The organism is Micromonospora sp. RTBAU3-60, from assembly GCF_054963695.1.
The window spans coordinates 110231-126470 of sequence record NZ_JBUEGB010000005.1; the positions used below are offsets into that span (position 1 = coordinate 110231).

General features: G+C 72.6%; 21 protein-coding genes and 1 riboswitch. Of the genes, 8 read left to right on the forward strand and 13 right to left on the reverse strand.

The genetic code is table 11. From position 1 onward, the window contains the following. Positions 1–11: 11 nt before the first annotated feature. The 11 genes from ACY34I_RS07130 to ACY34I_RS07180 form a co-directional block, all read right to left on the reverse strand. Complete coding sequence (locus tag ACY34I_RS07130) at positions 12–443, reverse strand: hypothetical protein (RefSeq protein WP_462753627.1); 432 nt, start codon at positions 441–443, stop codon at positions 12–14. Beyond that, a complete protein-coding gene (locus ACY34I_RS07135; protein WP_462753629.1) occupies positions 440–898 on the reverse strand; it encodes a TadE/TadG family type IV pilus assembly protein in 459 nt (152 codons plus the stop codon). The genes ACY34I_RS07130 and ACY34I_RS07135 overlap by 4 nt, the downstream gene beginning before the upstream one ends. 5 nt (positions 899–903) lie before the next feature. Continuing rightward, positions 904–1446 carry a TadE/TadG family type IV pilus assembly protein gene (locus tag ACY34I_RS07140; protein ID WP_462753631.1) on the reverse strand — a complete coding sequence of 181 codons (543 nt, stop codon included), beginning with the start codon at positions 1444–1446 and terminating at the stop codon, positions 904–906. Positions 1447–1454: 8 nt separating this feature from the next. Continuing rightward, positions 1455–1649 carry a DUF2970 domain-containing protein gene (locus ACY34I_RS07145; protein ID WP_148793978.1) on the reverse strand — a complete coding sequence of 65 codons (195 nt, stop codon included), beginning with the start codon at positions 1647–1649 and terminating at the stop codon, positions 1455–1457. A 24-nt stretch (positions 1650–1673) separates the two neighbouring features. Continuing rightward, the gene (locus ACY34I_RS07150; RefSeq protein WP_462753853.1) at positions 1674–2534 is read right to left on the reverse strand and encodes a type II secretion system F family protein; all 861 of its coding nucleotides are present in this window, start codon (positions 2532–2534) and stop codon (positions 1674–1676) included. A 43-nt stretch (positions 2535–2577) separates the two neighbouring features. After that, on the reverse strand, positions 2578–3477 hold the full coding sequence (locus ACY34I_RS07155; protein WP_462753633.1) for a type II secretion system F family protein: 900 nt from the start codon (positions 3475–3477) through the stop codon (positions 2578–2580). A 91-nt stretch (positions 3478–3568) separates the two neighbouring features. After that, positions 3569–5101, reverse strand: a complete 1533-nt coding sequence (locus tag ACY34I_RS07160; RefSeq protein WP_462753635.1) for a CpaF family protein — start codon at positions 5099–5101, stop codon at positions 3569–3571. Beyond that, a complete protein-coding gene (locus ACY34I_RS07165; RefSeq protein ID WP_462753637.1) occupies positions 5091–5924 on the reverse strand; it encodes a P-loop NTPase family protein in 834 nt (277 codons plus the stop codon). The genes ACY34I_RS07160 and ACY34I_RS07165 overlap by 11 nt, the downstream gene beginning before the upstream one ends. After that, a complete protein-coding gene (locus ACY34I_RS07170; RefSeq protein WP_462753639.1) occupies positions 5924–6580 on the reverse strand; it encodes an SAF domain-containing protein in 657 nt (218 codons plus the stop codon). Before ACY34I_RS07170 ends, ACY34I_RS07165 begins: the two co-directional genes overlap by 1 nt. Positions 6581–6677: 97 nt before the next feature. Beyond that, a complete protein-coding gene (locus ACY34I_RS07175) occupies positions 6678–7622 on the reverse strand; it encodes a hypothetical protein (protein ID WP_462753641.1) in 945 nt (314 codons plus the stop codon). After that, positions 7616–8182, reverse strand: coding sequence for a hypothetical protein (locus ACY34I_RS07180; RefSeq protein ID WP_462753643.1), 567 nt, complete (start codon positions 8180–8182; stop codon positions 7616–7618). Before ACY34I_RS07180 ends, ACY34I_RS07175 begins: the two co-directional genes overlap by 7 nt. Before the next feature lie 587 nt (positions 8183–8769). Here ACY34I_RS07180 and ACY34I_RS07185 point away from each other — a divergent pair. Then, entirely contained in the window at positions 8770–9540 is a 771-nt protein-coding gene (locus ACY34I_RS07185; RefSeq protein ID WP_462753645.1) for a prepilin peptidase, read from the forward strand. Between the two features lie 135 nt (positions 9541–9675). On the opposite strand, the gene ACY34I_RS07190 is transcribed toward ACY34I_RS07185, so the two are convergent. Together ACY34I_RS07190 and ACY34I_RS07195 are read right to left on the reverse strand one after the other, a co-directional pair. Then, positions 9676–10302, reverse strand: a complete 627-nt coding sequence (locus tag ACY34I_RS07190; protein ID WP_462753647.1) for a phosphatase PAP2 family protein — start codon at positions 10300–10302, stop codon at positions 9676–9678. 120 nt (positions 10303–10422) lie between these two features. Then, positions 10423–10908 carry a hypothetical protein gene (locus ACY34I_RS07195; RefSeq protein ID WP_462753649.1) on the reverse strand — a complete coding sequence of 162 codons (486 nt, stop codon included), beginning with the start codon at positions 10906–10908 and terminating at the stop codon, positions 10423–10425. A gap of 333 nt (positions 10909–11241) precedes the next feature. Between ACY34I_RS07195 and ACY34I_RS07200 the strand changes: the two genes are divergently transcribed. From ACY34I_RS07200 to ACY34I_RS07230, 7 genes are all read left to right on the forward strand, one after another. Beyond that, a complete protein-coding gene (locus tag ACY34I_RS07200) occupies positions 11242–12129 on the forward strand; it encodes a thioredoxin family protein (RefSeq protein WP_462753651.1) in 888 nt (295 codons plus the stop codon). 17 nt (positions 12130–12146) lie between these two features. Then, complete coding sequence (locus ACY34I_RS07205) at positions 12147–13379, forward strand: epoxide hydrolase family protein (RefSeq protein WP_462753653.1); 1233 nt, start codon at positions 12147–12149, stop codon at positions 13377–13379. Positions 13380–13523: 144 nt separating this feature from the next. Continuing rightward, positions 13524–13664 carry a hypothetical protein gene (locus tag ACY34I_RS07210; RefSeq protein ID WP_462753655.1) on the forward strand — a complete coding sequence of 47 codons (141 nt, stop codon included), beginning with the start codon at positions 13524–13526 and terminating at the stop codon, positions 13662–13664. 1 nt (position 13665) lies between these two features. Next, positions 13666–14289 carry a VOC family protein gene (locus ACY34I_RS07215; protein ID WP_462753656.1) on the forward strand — a complete coding sequence of 208 codons (624 nt, stop codon included), beginning with the start codon at positions 13666–13668 and terminating at the stop codon, positions 14287–14289. A gap of 220 nt (positions 14290–14509) precedes the next feature. Continuing rightward, positions 14510–14594, forward strand: a riboswitch (cobalamin riboswitch). A 58-nt stretch (positions 14595–14652) separates the two neighbouring features. Beyond that, positions 14653–14856 (forward strand): CbtB domain-containing protein, encoded by a 204-nt coding sequence (locus tag ACY34I_RS07220; protein ID WP_187413323.1) that lies wholly within the window; start codon positions 14653–14655, stop codon positions 14854–14856. 29 nt (positions 14857–14885) lie between these two features. Next, on the forward strand, positions 14886–15638 hold the full coding sequence (locus ACY34I_RS07225; RefSeq protein ID WP_462753658.1) for a CbtA family protein: 753 nt from the start codon (positions 14886–14888) through the stop codon (positions 15636–15638). Then, entirely contained in the window at positions 15635–16240 is a 606-nt protein-coding gene (locus tag ACY34I_RS07230) for a histidine phosphatase family protein (RefSeq protein ID WP_462753660.1), read from the forward strand. The genes ACY34I_RS07225 and ACY34I_RS07230 overlap by 4 nt, the downstream gene beginning before the upstream one ends.

The following is a 16240-nucleotide window of genomic DNA, read 5'->3' on the forward strand; positions in this document are numbered from 1 at the left end:
CCTTCCCTTCCTTACGGTGCCCCGGTGAGCGCCCGCGCGGTGGCCTCACCGGTGACGGTGACGGAGTCGTCCAAGCCGAAGAGGGCGAGCAGATCCCGGCGGTAGGTGATGCGGACGCGTACCTGGATCTGCTTCTCGCCGTCGACCACCGGGAAGCCGACGTCGTGCCCGCGGACCCCGCCGGCGGCGCGCAGGTAGTCCGCGACGGCGTCCCGGGCGGCCGCCTCGTCGATCTCCTTCGGGCCGCCGTCGATCGCCCGGGCCCGGTCGATCATCTGGCCGCCGCTGCGAGCCGCCTCGGCGGCGAGGTCGTCGGCGCGCTGCAACGACCGCAACTGGCCGGCCGTGTCGTACGCCAGCCCGATGATCACGAGGACGCCGGCCAGCGCGGCGGCGAGGAAGAGGCTGACCCGGCCGCTCTCCCGGCCGGTCCGCGGGATCATCGCCGGCTCCGGTAGCTGTCCAGCGGAGACGTGAAGGTCGCCGAGACGCGATGCTCACCCGGCACCCCGGGCACGCCCGGCGCGCGCAGGTCGGTGAAGGAGACCCGGCAGGTGACCGTGACCGTGACGGTGGCGGGCACCCCGGGTGCGCTCCGGTACGCCGCCGCGAAGGTGGTCGACCGGCCCCGGACCGAGCCGCTGAACTGCAACGCCGGGGCTCCGGCGCAGTTCAGCCCCCGCCAGTCGAGCTGCTGGCGGGCCGCGTTGACGGCCGCGGACTGCCCGGACCGAGCGTCCCGGGCGATCGAGGCGGCCCGGGCGGCGTCATGCGCGGCCGACTCCACCGCCTCGTCCGCCACCGCCGTACGCCCGGCCACTCCGGCCAGCACCAGCAGCCCGATGAAGGCGGGGGCGAGCACCGCCACCTCGATCGAGACGGAACCCCGTTCGCGCATCGGCCTCACCCCGTCGTCCAGCGTTCGACGGTGCCGTGCGCGGTCTGCCGGACCGGGAAGCTGACTCCCGGGACGACCGACAGGGACCGGCCGGTGACCGTGCAGGTCACCTCGGTGGCGCCGGTGACGCAGGTGGGGCCGGTCTCGTCCCAGCCGACCAGCCAGTCCCCGGCGGTCCGCAGGAAGCGGGCGGCCCGGGCCTCGCCGGCTCCCGCTGGCGCCTCGAGGACCCGCTGCGCGTTGACGCCGCTCTGCGCCGCGTGCAGCGCGGTGGAGCGGGCGACGAACCAGGCCGCGACCTGGATCGATCCGAAGAGCAGCACCAGGATGGCCGGCATCACCACGGCCAGTTCGACGGGGTTCGCCCCCCGGTCCGTACCGTCCGGGGCGAGCCGTCGCCGGACGGCCGCGACCGCCCGGCGGAGGACGCCGGGCGCGGCCGGCGGGCGGCCCGCCGAGCCGGCAGCCCGCCGCAGTTCGGGCACGGGTCGGCGCGGCCGGGCGGTGTCCGCCGCCAGGCCGGTGCCGTTCGCCACCGGTCGTCGCATCGGATCCGTCAGGGTGCGGTCGGGACGGCGTTCATCCAGTTCCGTGCTCGGGCCATGACCAGGCCGGTGACGAAGAGGGCCGCGGCCACCAGGCCAAAAATGATCACTGCGGTGGGGACCGGGCTGTCTCCCCGCTCCGGTTCCCGGCGCAGGTCGGCCAGGCGCGTGGTCAGCGCGGCGTGCAGGTAGGCGATGAGCTGCATGGGAACTCCTTCTCGGGGTGGATGTCACAGGCGGGCGAGGAACGGATAGACGGCGAAGCCGAGCAGCACGAAGACCAGCAACGAGCCCGGGATGTCCAGCCGGCTGGTCACCCCCTCGGCCCGGGCCAGGTTGTCGGTACGGATCTGGTCGCGCAGCGAGTCCGCGCGGCTGCGCAGGGTCTCGTGCACCTGGGCGCCCTCGCTGCCGGAGGAGCGCATGATGGCGCCCACGTCGCCCAGCTCCGGGATGCCGATCCGGTCGGCGAGTTCCTGCAGCTCGTCCCAGGGCGAGTGCATCTGGAGCTGGGCGATCCGCAGCGCCTCCCGGATCCGGTCGAAGACCCAGCCGTCGCAGACCGTCGCCGCGCGTTCCAGCGACTGCACCGGGCCGTGCGCCGCGGAGAGCTGCAACGCCACCAGGTCCAGGTAGGTGCAGACCGCCTGGCGGAACTCGTCGCGCGCGGCGTCCGCCTTGGCCAGCACCTCGCGGTGGGCGAGCAGGCCGGCGAGGAACGCCATCCCCAGGCTGCCCAACAGGGGTACGGCCAACGGCACCGACACCCCGCCGAGGAACAGCACGGCCGAGGTCAGGGCCGGGGTGGCGAACCCGACCAGGGCGCTGAGCAGCACCGACAGGGCGTACTGCTCGGGGGTGCGGTCGAGCAGGGCGAGCTGCCGGTGCGGCGGGCGCAGCCAGCGGGAGAGCCCGCCCAGCCAGTCGGGGCCGCCCCGGGCGGTGGTCACCTGTCCGGGCGGCTGGTGCAGCCGGCGCAGCGCGGGGCCGAGCGCCGGGGTGGCCGGCAGTGCCTCGCGGACCACCAGGAAGAGGCCGAGCCCGATGGCCGCCCCGCCCAGCACGGCCGCGGCGAGCTGCCAGTTGAGGATCACCGCAGCCCTCCTTCGTTGGCGACCGGCTCACTTCTCGCGCTCACGCGATCACCTCGTCCGGGTCGGGAGCCGGCAGGAAACGCGCCGGCCGGGGCGGCTGGCTCATCGACCGGACCCAGACCAGCAGCCCGACGAACGCGCCACCGAGCACCGCCATCACGAGCTGCCCGACCGGCGTCCGGTACGGCCGGATGTACTCGGTGTTGACCAGCGCGTACGCGAGGGCGGCCAGGGTCATGCCGGTGAGGAAGCGGACCGCGAACCGGGGCTGCGTACGTTTCGCCTCCACTTCGCGCCGGGTGGCCACCTCGGCGGACGCGGCCGCGGCGATCGAGCCGAGCACGTCACCCAGCCGCTCGCCGCGGTCGGTCAGGTGCAGGATCAGCGCGGCCACCACCTGGTCGCAGACCGGATCGCCGATCTCGTCGGCGAAGGCGAGCAGGGCGGACTTCGCCAGCCAGCCCGCCTGGAGCCGGGCCGCCAGGGTGCGTACCTCCTCCTGGATCTCCTCGGGGGCGGTGGTGATGGTGCCGACGATGGCCTGCTGGAGCCCTTGGCCGGTGCCGCAGATGTCCTTGAGCCGGCGGGTCCACTCGCCCACCGCCTCGATCCGGGCGATGGCCCGCTGCTCGGCCCGGCCGACCCCGAAGAGCCACGGCACCCCGGGCACCGCCAGCGCCACCAGCAGGCCGACTACCGGCAGCCCGGTCAGCAGGAAGGCCACCGCGCCGGCCAGCACGGCCGCGCCGAGCAGCACCTGGTACCGGCGTTGCTCCCGTCGGCTCGCCCCGGATCCGGTCCAGACTCGGCGCAGCCCCGGCCCGGCGCCGGCCGCCGGTCCGGGCGGCCGGTGGGTGCCGACCAGCGCGACCACGGCCAGCACCAGCCCGGCCACGCCGGCCGCGCCGGAGCAGAGAGCGACCAGCTCGATCACCGTCATGTCGGGCCCGCCTTCGTGCGCCTCGGCCTGGTCACGGTGCTGGCCTCGGTTTGCGGCTGCGGGGCTCGCAACCCCGGCTCACTCCTCGCGCTCACGGTTGCCGCCGGCCGAGGCGGGTGTGCCGGGGGCGGCGCCAGGCGCCGGTGCCGGCCTCGATGAAGCGGGTCAACAGCCGGGCGTCGTAGCCGACGCGCAGGAGCTGGTCCCGGATCCGCTCGGGGAGGTGGCGGGGGACGGCCCGGCCGTCCGGCCCCGGCCCGAACACCGAGGTGGTGATGATCCGGTTGCCGGCACCGACACCGACCACCTCCTCGACGTGTGAGACGAAGCGGTGCTTGCGACCGCCGATCGCGGTCTCGTCCTCCACCGTGACGTAGACGATCAGGTCGAGCGCGTTGCCCGCCATCCGGCGCGCCTGGTCGACCGTCATCTCCCGGCCGTGGGCGAGCGCCAGCTCGATGATCCGCTCGCTCACGCCCGCCGGGGTACGGGCGTGGATGGTGCACATCGACCCGCGACTGGTGGTCATCGCCTGGAGCATCGGCACGATCTCCCGGGACCGGACCTCGCCGACGATGATCCGTAGCACGCCCATCCGCAGCGAGACCGGGATCAGGTCGGCGATGCTCACCTCGCCGGCCGGTCGGCCGTCCAGCCCGCGCTCGCCGTGCCCCTCCCGGGCCTCGAAGCTCATCACCGCCCGGTGCCGGTGCCCCCGCCGGGCTGGCAGCAGCTCGCGGCTCTCCTCCAGCAGCACGTACGGCTCGTCGGCCGGGATCTCCTCCATCAGCGCCCGGATCACCGTGGTCTTCCCCGCCCCGGCCAGCCCGGCGACCATGATGTTCAGCCCGGCCCGCAGGGACGCGCGGAGGAAGTCGCGCAGCAGCGGGTCGATCATCTCGTCCAGGTCGGGCCGTCCGCCGGCGATGTCCTCCAGGCTCACCGCCAGGGTGTTGTGCTTGCGGATCACCGCGTACGGGCGGTGGCTGACCAGGAAGACCGCGGCGAGCCGGCTGCCGTCCGGCAGTTGCAGGTCGAGGGTCGGCTTCGAGGTGGACAGTGACCGCTCGGTGGCCCCGGCCCGCCGGGCCGCCGCCTGGAGGATCTCCACCAGCTCCTCGTCGCTGTCGGCGATCGGCTCGGCCCAGTCCACGCCGCCGCCGTGCCGGGTGATGCGTACCTGGTCGCAGCCGAGGATGTGCACCTCCTCGATGGTCTCGTCGACCAGCAGCGTCTGGAGTCGCCCCAGCCCGACCAGCTCGGCGGTGACCTGGTCGAGCAGCAGCCGTTCCTCCTCGGCGGGCATCGGCGTGCCGGCCCGGCGCACCGAGTCCGCGTACGCGGAGACCACCGCGACGGCCAGTCGGGCCCGCTCGACCTCCTCGGCGTCCGCGTCGAACTCCCGGCCCCGCTGCCAGAGGGTGAGCCGCTCGCTCAGCTCCCGGCGCAGCTCGCGGACCACCGCGAAGTCGACCCGGGGGCGGGGCGGCGGCGTAGGTGTCGGTGGCGCGGCGGCCGGCGTGCCGGGCTGGTGCCGCCCGTTCGGCGGGGCCAGCGGCGGCGCCGTGGAGGTGGCGCCGGGCTGCTGCCCGCGCGGGTCGTGGGAGACCGGCTCAAACCGCACCGGACACCCCCGGCCCGCCCGACGCGGTCACCGGCCGCGGCGCTGCCGCCCCCGGCCAGGCCAGCCGGGCCCGCCGCCGGTCCAGCAGCGCCCGGACCGGCACCTCCAGGGCGCCGGCCGCGCGTATCAGCGGCCGGCCGGCGCGTACGGTGCCGCCGAGGCTGAGCACCGCCGCGGTACGCGGGTCGTGCGGCAGCCGGCCGATCACCGGCAGCCGCAGCGCCTTGCTGATCTCGCTGCTGCCGTGCCCGTCCCCGACCACCAAAAGGCGCAGGGTGCCCGGGGGGACCCGGTGTTCGGTGAAGTCCCGTTCGATGGCGCGGACGGTCGACCGGGTGGCCGACAGGTCCGGCAGGTGCGCGCGGGTGACCAGCAGCACCACCGCCGCGGCCCGGAGCACCGGCCACGGTGGACCGCCCACCTGGAGCCGGCCGCAGTCGACCAGCACGTCGTACGGGGGGACGCCCCGCTCCAGGCTGGTGAAGAAGTCGGCGAAGCGCTGCCAGAGCGGGCTCACGCTGCCGGCCTGGGCCGGGTCGACCACGCCCGGCAGCAGCAGCCGCTCCCGCTTCGGGGCGTCCAGGTCGACCAACTGGGACCAGAAGGCGCTCTCCAGGTTGCCGTCGCGCAGCTCCCCGACGGCCAGCTCGCCGATGCCCCGAGGGCCGTCGAGCGCCCCGCCTAGGTAGCCGGCGAGGATCGACCCGCCCGCCGGGTCGCACTCGGCCAGCACCAGCCGTCGGTGCCAGCTCAACGCGGCGGCCAGCGCGGACGTGGTGACGCCGGGCGAGCCCTTCGCCGAGACCAGGGCGATGACCGCCATCAGGCCGCCCCGGTGAGCACGAGCGCGATCCGGTCGTCGGCGGCCAGCACCACCACCGCCGGCACGTCCCGGACGGCCAGGGCCACGTAGACCACCACGTCGTCGTGCTCCGGCGTGACCGAGTCGATCACGGTGGCCTCGAACCGGGTGCCGCCGGCGCGCGCCTCTCCCTCGGTGTTCTTGTCCGGGGTGCTGACCAACAGGACCTTGTCGCCGGGGTGGAGCGTACGGGCCGGCACCTGGCTCGGTTTGAGCCCGAGCGCGATCTGCTGCTGCCCGGGCCCGAGCAGCGGGGCGTCGGTGAGCTGCGCCGGGGTGAGCAGGGTGCCCGGGGTCAGACGCACCGCCGCCCGCAGGCCCAGCACCTCCTTCAGCCGGCGGGTCGGCACCGGCCGCAGCCCCTGGCCGCCGGAGACCCGCACCGCGACCAGGTCATCGGCGCTGAGCTGCCGGCCCGCCTCGACCGGGCGGGCCACCGCCAGGTAGCTGCCGGTGGACCGGACCGAGGTGACCGCGAAGGCCGAGCCCAGCCCGCCGAGGGCGATCAGCAGCACCGCCAGGCCGAGCAGGCCGGGGCGGACCCGCCGCTGCCGGACCACCCGGGGCGGCACCACCGGCGCGTCCAACGGGGTCCCGTTCCGGGTCGCCACACTCACTGGGCCACCTCCGTTCCCGACTGCGGGGCTCGCATGCCCGGCTCACGCGCGCATCCCGGCTCGGCCGCGTCCCACGCGAGCCACCCCCTTCTCGCGCTCACCGCGTCACCACCTGGAGTTCGTTGATCTGCACCGGGACGGTGCCGCTGACCCGGCTCTGCGCGATGTCGCCGCTCTTGCCCCCGCCGACCCAGTGCACCGTCCAGTACGTGGTGGCGCTGACCTGGTAGGTGCCTGCCCGGGCGTACCCGCGGTCGTAGCCGCAGTCGGGGGAGGTCAACCCGGCCCGGGGGCCGTCGGCCGTGTACGGGGTGCCGGGCCTGCGGCAGGTGATCCGGGTGCCGTCGCCCATGGTCCAGACGATCCGGTTGACCCGGGCGGTGATCCGGACCGTCAGCCCCCGGTCCGAGGCGGCGGCCCGCAGCGGTCCGAAGTAGGCGGCCCCGCTGCTGGCCCACATCCAGACCGGCAGGCCGACCAGGCCCGGCCCCTTGCTCCGCCGGGGCGCGACCGCGATCCGGGGCGGCAGCAGCGTGATCGAGGCGAGCGCGCGGCGGGCCAGCTCCTCCGGGTCGGGCGGCGCGCCGTAGCCGGGCGGCGGGCCGTCCCGCAGGACCGTGGTCTGGGTGCCCAGGTCGCCGCCGTTGCAGGTCTGGAGGTACCACTGCTTGCCCGCGGGCGCGGCCTGCTGCGGCTCGGCCAGCTTGTAGTAGCAGCCGTCACCGTTGTTGAACCAGCCGAGGAACTCGCTGTAGCAGGCGATGACCCGCCCGTTCCACTGGCACTTCGGGGCGGCGCCCCCGCCGTTTCCGCCCCCGCCGGTGTTCCCACCGCCGCCGGGGCCGCCCGGGACGCCCGGGTCGTCGTCCCAGACGTTGCAGTCGTTCTGCCCGGGCGGGCAGTTGCCGCCGGGACCGGCCGCCCGGGCGGGTATGCCGGTCAGCGTGAGCAGCAGCGCCAGGCCGGCGGCGAGCAGCAGCCTTCGGGGTGCCCCGGCCCGGGTCGGGTGGGCCGGGACACCCCCTCCTCCCCAGGTCAGCACGGCTGGTCCTGATGCGTGGCGCCGGCATTGATCAACCACCGGCCGTCCGGGTAGCGGGTGGCGGTGGCCGTGGCCAGGTAGCGGCCGCCGCGCGTGCCCGGGACGACCCGGCGGTCCTTGGCGTAGACGAGGCGGTAGCCGGTGGCGTCCAGGCAGTCCTGGATCTCCACTGTGGGCGGGTCGGCGGCCAGGTCGACCGACACGACGGCGGGATCGGAAACGAGCGTCCCGGTACGCATCGCGCCGTGCTCCTTCGCCTCATGAATTGCCACCCGTACCCGGGTCAGCAGCGGATCCGCCAGGAACCGGGACAGCGCGGGATGCGCCGGATCGCTGCGCGCGCTCGCCGCTCGGGACGCGTCCAGATACCCGGAATAGGCGGCGAGGGCGGCTTTCCCGGCCGCCTGTTCGTCGGCGGCCGAATGGGTGGCCGGCGCGTCGTCGTGCCCGGCCAGTGGGCGGGCCGCCGCCTCCGGTTCGGTGCCGCAACCGGTGCTCGCGCCCAGCACGGCAAGGCTGAGCAGGCAGCTTGTCCAGCGGCGGGAATGCCGTGTGCGCAACGCCGTGCCTCCTCGGTGGTGGCCCGGAGCGGTCGCGCCGGCGTACTCCGGGCATGCGGCAGCGCGCCCGGATGTGTGCGGCCGGGCCTTGACTGACTGCCGCTGCAATTACCTCTGTTGATCTTCGACGAATTCGAAAGGTTGTCTCTGGTTGGCCTCCGACGCCAATTGCTCGGGGTTGCGTCGTACCCAAGGGGCGAGCATAGGCTGACGTCCGCCGATGCAGCAGAGGAAATTCATTTGAACACGCTGAGTGATGACAGGTGGTGGTGGCCGGTGGGTGTCCGGACGGCGACGCTCCCGCGAGGGCCGGCCGGGCCGGTGGCAGGAGTGCCCGCACCCTGTCAAGGCCGCGCTCGGCCCGTTGGTCGATCGAGGGGCGGAAGAATGGGTGGCATCTGTGCCACTGGTCCGATCCGTCCCGTCGGGGTCCGGGCTCGTCGCCGGCCGTCGCCCGCCGGCCACCCCGCCTCCGGTCGCCCCGGTCGGCACGCCGGTTTCCGCGCCATCCGCCACACGCCGATACGGCAAATATCACGCTCCGTGTTCCAGAGTGGAACGGTCAGCAACCGTGCTGGCGGGTCGAGGTGACCGCCGAACGGCTCCGAAGCACCGGAGCGGAGGTCGCCCGGCGTCCGGCGGTACGGCTGCTGGCGGTCCTGGCGCTCGTACCGCCGATGCGGCTGGCGGTCGCGCGGTACGCCGTACCCACGGGATCGGCGGACCGGGCCGGGTGCGACGGCTGCGGCACGCTGATCGGCCTGGATCGGCCGCTGCCGGCGCTCGGACCGGCGGCCCGCTGCCCGGCCTGCCGGGCCCGGGTCGGCGCGCCACCCGGCGCGGTCGAGGCGGCCCTGGCCGCGGCGGTGGTGGTGCTCGCGCTGGCCGGCGGCCCGGTCGCCGTGCGGGTGGCGGTGGCCTGGTGGCTGGTCTGGGCGGTGCCGCTGGCGCTGGTCGACGCGGCGGTGCACCGGCTGCCGGACCGGCTCACCTATCCGGCGGCGGCCGGCGTCTGGGGGCTGCTCGGGGTGGCCGCGGTGGGCGGGGCCGGTGCGGCACCCTGGCTGCGGGCCACCGCCGCCGGACTCGTCCTCGGCGCGGGCTTCGCGGCCACCACCCTGCTGCTCGGCCGGCGCGGCTTCGGGCTCGGCGACGCCAAGCTGGCCCTGGGCGTCGGCGTGCTGCTCGGCTGGTACGGGTGGTCGGCGCTGGTGGTCGGGCTGGTGCTCGCCGTCACCCTCTCCGCGCTGGTCGGGCTGGCCCTGCTCGCGGCGTGCCGGGTCCGCTGGTCCAGCCACCTGCCCTTCGGCCCGTTCCTCATCCTCGCCGCCGCCGCGGCCCTCCTGCTCACCCCCTGACACCGCCCCCCGCCGCCCGGTGACGCACTCGTACCCGCCCGTCCCTACGCGGTGGCCACTCTTTGACGGAATGAGCACCGTTTCCGTGAATCTGCGCACATGGCCGCGGGTGAGTGTGGGCGGCGACGGGGTGGGTCAGCGGCGGGCGGGGCGGGTGAGGGGGCGGGCGGCGCGCCGGGCGCGGCGGGCCAGCAACTCGGCGGCCGGGCGGGCGGCCAGCGGGGTGAGCAGGGTGCCGACGAGGGCCCCGAGCAGCAGTCCGGCGGCCACGTCGTGCGGGTAGTGCACCCCGACGAAGGTGCGGGACAGCGCGGCGAGCAGCGCCAGCGGGGCGGCCACCAGGCCGATCCGGCGGTGCAGCAGCAGCGTGGTGGCGGCCAGCGCGCCGGCGATCGTGGCGTGGTTGCTGGGGAACGACCAGTCGCCGACCGGTGGGCAGTGCCCGGCGACGATCACCAGGTCGGCGGGACTGCGGCAGGGCCGGTCCTCGGCGATCAGGTCCTTGAGCCCCTCGCTGGCCCCGTACGCCAGCAGCACCGTGACCGGCGCGGCCAGGGCGAGCGCCCGGCCCCGGATGTCGCCGCCGACCAGCCGGGTCAGCGCGGCCAGCACCATGAGTACGCCGAGCAGCAGGATCGCGCCCTCGGTGAAGTGGGTGGCGAACCAGTGCACCGGCTGCGGCGTGCTGTCGGCGTACTGCACGATGTCGTGGTACCAGTCGGTGCTGATATCCGGAACGTCGGTCATAACGGCGTCAGTCATGAATCACCTCACCAACTGTTCATACTCCGTACACCTGGAGGGTGCCGGGAAAATCCGCCGCCCGGCACCGAAGTCTCAGGCGGTTCACAGGTGGTGAGCAGCGAGCGCCCAGTGGCGGCGCTACGACGCCTCGGAGGGGTGCGGCGGCTGCGCGGGCACCCCGGACATCCGCTCGACGATCTCCTCCAGCGCCTCGAACGCGTACGCCCAGTTGTGGCACTTGAAGCTGCGCAGCCCCTCGATCGGACTGCGGCAGTCCGCGCAGTGCACGCCGGGGATGGCGTCCGGCACCTCGGTGTTCACGTACTTGCGCTCGCCGAGGATCACCCGGGCGATCATCGTGCGGTCGTGCACCCCGTGCAGGGCGGAGGCGACGATGTCGTACCAGTTCACGCGGCGGCCACACTTCAGGCAGTCCGGCTCGTCGCCACTGATCCAGAGCGGGGCGCCGATGCTGCGCGCCGGCATGTTGAGCAGCTTTTCCAGCCGGCGTACGTCCGACTCGGGCGTGGTCCACCGGTGCCGGCCGGGCAGCGAGGCGGGCGAGTCGTAGACGGCGCGGAACACCACCGGGTCGACCTCCACGGTCTCCCGCCTACCGGTCATCGGTACCCCCTCGGTGCGGCATGTTCCCCACCGTCGTACCAGGTGGCGGGCGTCCGCAGCCGGATCATGGACACGACGGGTCAGCGGCGTGTCGCCGGCAGTGCTACCCACCGTACGGTCCGTCGTTGAGCGGTGAGGGTGGGCTGACCTTGGCGTTCCGGCTCACTCGGCCTACGCCGAAGTTAGGCTGAGAACGGCCCGACCGCTGGCGCGCAGCGCGGAGAGCGTCGAAGTCTCCTGCACCGAACGCTGGACCCAGCACGCCCGCCGCCAGCTCATCTTCTTCCACGAGGTCGACAAGGCATCCGGCCCGAAGAGATGACGGATGAAGAAATGACGATCCGGATCCCTGATTTCTCTGTTGAGCGATGGGTCAACTCGCCGCCGCTGACCGCCGATGCCCTGCACGCCAAGGTGGTCCTGATCGACATCTGGGAGTACACCTGCATCAACTGGATCCGCACGTCGCCATACGTCAAGGCCTGGCACCGCGACTACGTCGATCGGGGCCTGGTCGTCATCGGTGTGCATGCGCCCGAGTTCGAGTTCGGCAAGCGCGCCGAGAACATCGACCGGGCGATCCGTGACCACGGGCTCACCTATCCGATCGCGCTCGACAACGACTTCACGTTCTGGCGGGCCCTCGGCAACATCGCCTGGCCGGCGAGGTATCTCTTCGACGCGGACAGACGATTCGTCGATCGGTGGATCGGAGAAGGTGACTACGACCGCGTGGAGTCGGAGATCCGCCGGCTTCTCGTCGCCGCCGCGCCCGGAACCGAGCTGCCGCCGGTCAGCCCCGAGGCGGCGGCGTTCGCCACGACCCGGCAGCCCTCCCACGCCGGCGTCACGCCGGAGACGTACGTCGGCGCCGACCGACGCGAGCCGGGCACTTTCGACCTGGTCGGCGACTGGCGCAGCAGCGGCGAGTACGTCGAACTGGCCAGCGGCACCGGCGAGATCGGGCTTCCCTTCAACGCCGGCGAGGTGAATCTCGTCGTGGACCCGGGACCGTCCGGAACAGCGGCGGTCAGGGTGCTGCTCGACGGCAAACCGATCGGTGACGAGCGCGGCGCCGACGTCGGCCCGGACGCGGTGGCGCACCTCGACCGGGCGGCGATGGTGCGGCTTGTCGCTGGCGCGTCCCGGGACGATCACCTGCTGACCCTCGTCGCCAGCCAACCCGGCCTACGCGCGTTCGCCTTCACATTCGGCCCGTAAACAGAAAGGTGGCCCAGATGGCTGTCAAGACCGAAGCGCGAGTGGGCGTTGCCGGGATCCGACCGTTCACGGTGGAGATCCCCGACGCGGAACTCGAGGCGCTGCGTGCGCGCATCGCGGCCACTCGCTGGCCAGAAAAGGAGACGGTCCCAGATCAGTCGCAGGGCGTGCAGTTGGCGACGATCCAGGCGCTCGCGCGCTATTGGCAGACCCAGTACGACTGGCGCAAGGTCGAGGCGAGGATGAATGCCCTGCCGCAGTTCATCACCGAGATCGACGGACTGGACATCCACTTCATCCATGTTCGTTCAAAGCATGAAGATGCGTTGCCGCTCATCGTCACGCACGGCTGGCCCGGCTCGATCATCGAGCAGCTGAAGATTATCGAGCCGCTCACCAATCCCACGGCACATGGCGGGAGCGCATCGGACGCCTTCCATCTGGTGATCCCGTCGATGCCGGGCTACGGTTTTTCGGGCAAGCCGACCGAGCCTGGCTGGGGCCCGGAACGCATCGCACGTGCCTGGACCGAGCTGATGAAGCGCCTCGGCTACACGCGATTCGTGGCGCAAGGCGGCGACTGGGGCGCCATCATCACCGATCTGATGGGCGTACAGGCGCCGCCGGAACTGATCGGCATTCACGTCAACATGCCTGGTGTGTTTCCACCCGACATCGATGCGCTGTTCCAGTCCGACATCACCGGAGCGAACAACGCACTCGGCAAGCTGCCATCGGGTCTCTCACCCGAGGAAAGGCGCGCGTGCGAGCAGTTGGACTTCGTGTGGAAGCACGTCGGCTACGGCCTCATGATGGCGACGCGCCCGCAGACGCTGACCGGGCTCGCGGATTCGCCCACCGGTCTCGCGGCCTTTATGCTCGATCATGACGCAGCTAGCCTGGCGCTGATCTCCCGGGTCTTCGCCGGACAGGCCGAAGGCCTTACCCGAGACGATGTTCTCGACAACATCACGCTCTTCTGGCTGACGAACACGGGCGTTTCCGCAGCGCGTCTCTACGCGGAAAACAAGCTCTCCTTCTTCGCCGCCAAGGGCGTATCCCCATCCATCCCCGTTGCCGTGAGCGTCTTTCACGACGAGCTCTACCAGGCACCGAAGAGCTGGGCAGAGCAGGCGTATCCCAATCTCATCCACTACAACAAGCTCGACAAGGGCGGGCACTTCGCGGCCTGGGAACAGCCGCAACTCCTTTCCGAAGAGATTCGCGCCGGCTTCCGGCCGCTCCGCTAGCTGACCAGTGTCCGAACGTCTGCACACGCCCTACGGTGCTACGCGGCGCGACGGCGGGGACGCCGCCGTGTGTGCGAGGTAGGTGCCCAGACTGATCAGGAATCGAGAAGCCTGGGCCGCCGCGCCGCACCTAGCGTGATCGCCATGGACATCACCATTCACCCGACCTGCCGCCGACTGTCGGTCAGCGACGCCGAGGTCGTCCAGGAGCCAACCGAGCAGCCGTACGGCGTTCGCGACCGCGTCTTCGCCGGCAACATGGGCCGCACGCAGGAGGTGCACTGAGATGGGCGCCATCGAGTCCGTCACCCTGGAGGTGCCCGACCCCGCAGCCGCCGACGCCTTCTACGCCGCGGCCTTCGGGCTGGGCGCTGTGCTGGGCGTCCGCGCCACCGAGGCGCCGACGACAGGCTTCCGCGGGTTCGCGCTGTCGCTCGTCGTGTCCCAGCCGAGCACCGTCGACAGCCTCATCGGCACCGCCCTTGACGCCGGTGCCACCACGCTGAAGCCGGTCAAGAAGAGTTTCTGGGGCTACGCCGGCGTCGTGCAGGCCCCGGACGGAGCGATCTGGAAGGTAGCCACGTCGGCGAAGAAGGACACCGGCCCGGCTACCCGGCAGGTCGACGACGTCGTGCTGTTGCTCGGCGTCGCGGACGTCAAGGCGAGCAAGCAGTTCTACGTCGACCGCGGCCTGGCCGTGGCGAAGAGCTTCGGCAGCAAGTACGTCGAGTTCGAGGCCGCGGGGTCGCCCGTCAAGCTGGCGCTGTACAGCCGCCGCGCTGCCGCCAAGGACGTCGGCGTCTCCCCGGACGGCACCGGATCGCACCGGATCGCCATCGCCGGCGATGCCGGTCCCTTCACCGACCCGGACGGGTTCGCCTGGGAGGCCGCGTCGGTTCGCGCCGGTTGATCCGAAGTCTCGGGCGATCGGGTAGACAGGGGGCCGTCGCCGCGACGGCGGCGGCCCCGGTGAGCAGGGGTGGCAGGAGCATGGCCACGATCCCGACGCGTCTCCGAGCGCGTCCATCGGTGGTATCCCGCTTGGGGCCAGGCGCGCCGACCACGCAAGTGTCTGTTGACCGGTCGGCATCCCGTCGGTACGTTCATGACGCTATCTGCGGCGTCGCGAGGGAAACCGGTGGGAATCCGGTGCGGTCGCGCCACTGTGAGCGGCCTTCGTATCGATGATGGAGACGAGGCCGCGAGTCAGGACGCTCCTTCGTCGCAGTCCTTTCGTAGGGGACGCGTCATCCCCAGAGGAGGTCGACTCATCATGTCCAGTGCCACTCCGGCTCGCCCGCTGACTCAGCCTGCCGTCTCTCCCCGGATGGTGTGGGCGGTGCTGGCAGTCGTCGCCGTCCTGCTGCTCCTGGCGTACCTCGTGGCGTTCGACCAGGGCGCGGTTTCTCGCAGCGGCATGTACCTGCACGAACTGATGCACGACGGCCGGCACCTGCTCGGCGTCCCGTGCCACTGAGTGCCGCCGGGATGCCTACCTTCACCTCCGTGCTGCTGCGTGGTCTCCTTGCCGGGTTGATTGGCGGCCTGCTCGCCGGGGCCTTCGCCCATGTCGCCGGTGAATCCCGCGTCGAGGCGGCGATCGCCATCGAGGAACAGGCCGTGCACGCCGATCCGGCGATCGGCGACGATCACCACGCCGAAGAGTTGGTCAGCCGCGAAGGCCAACGGGCAGGGCTCTTCCTCGCCACCGGGTTGTTCGGCGTCGCCATGGGCGGCCTGCTGTCCATCGCGTACGCACTGCTGCGGCGTCGGCTGCGGATCCGCCACGACGCCCATGCCGCTCTCGCTCTGGCCGGTGCGGCGCTGCTCGGCGCGGTGATCGTGCCGTTCGGCAAGTATCCGGCCAATCCGCCTGCGGTTGGCAACCCCGACACGATCAACCAGCGCACCGGCAGCTACCTGGCAATGGTGATCCTCGGCCTGGTGGCGGTGTGGGCCGGCGCCATCGCCTACCGATCCATGCGCGCCGGGGCACCACAGTGGTCACGCTGTGCCGCCGCCGTCGCCGGCTTCTTGGCCACCGTGGCCGTCGGCTACCTGGCGCTGCCGTCCTTCAACGAGGTGCCCGCGAACTTCCCGGCGGGCCTGCTGTGGGACTTCCGGCTCGCCTCGCTGGGCACCCAGCTGGTGCTGTGGGCCGGCGTCGGGCTTGCCTTCGCCGCGTTGCTGCGGCGTGGACAGGCGAAGGCTGCAGGTAGCGAGCTCTCACCAGAGGCGACCGTTCCTGCCAGAGCGTGACCACGACCAGGATTCAGCTGGTCGCCCACGCACCCACCCGTGCCCTACGACTGGCGACCTTCGGTAGCGGAAACGTGGACCTGGGCGAGGGCGGCCGCCGTGCCGCCCTCGCCCTGGCCAACCGGGCCCCCGCGCGCTGGGGCGAGCACTGCTGCGTGAGCAGCCCCGCCGAAGCGGCCGTCCAGACCGCGATGGCCTGGGGACTGCGACCCACGATCGAAGCCGCGATCGCCGATTGCGACTACGGAGACTGGACCGGCCACACCCTCGACGAGGTCGCCGCGACAAACCCCGACGGCCTGCAGCGATGGCTCACCGACCCGGACGCCGCACCACACGGCGGAGAGACCCTCACCACGCTCATCGACCGCGTCGGCCACTGGCTTCACGCACAGACAGCACGCTGCGAGCGAATCACCGCGATCACCCACGCGGCAGTGATCCGAGCCGCCCTGGTCAACGTCCTGCGAGCACCGTCGACAGCCTTCTGGCAACTCGACGTCGCGCCACTGTCGGTCCTGCACCTACGGGCAGGCAACCGGGGATGGAGAGTTCACCTGGCGGCGGCAGGACCAACGGCTGCCGTCAGACATGGAACCTAG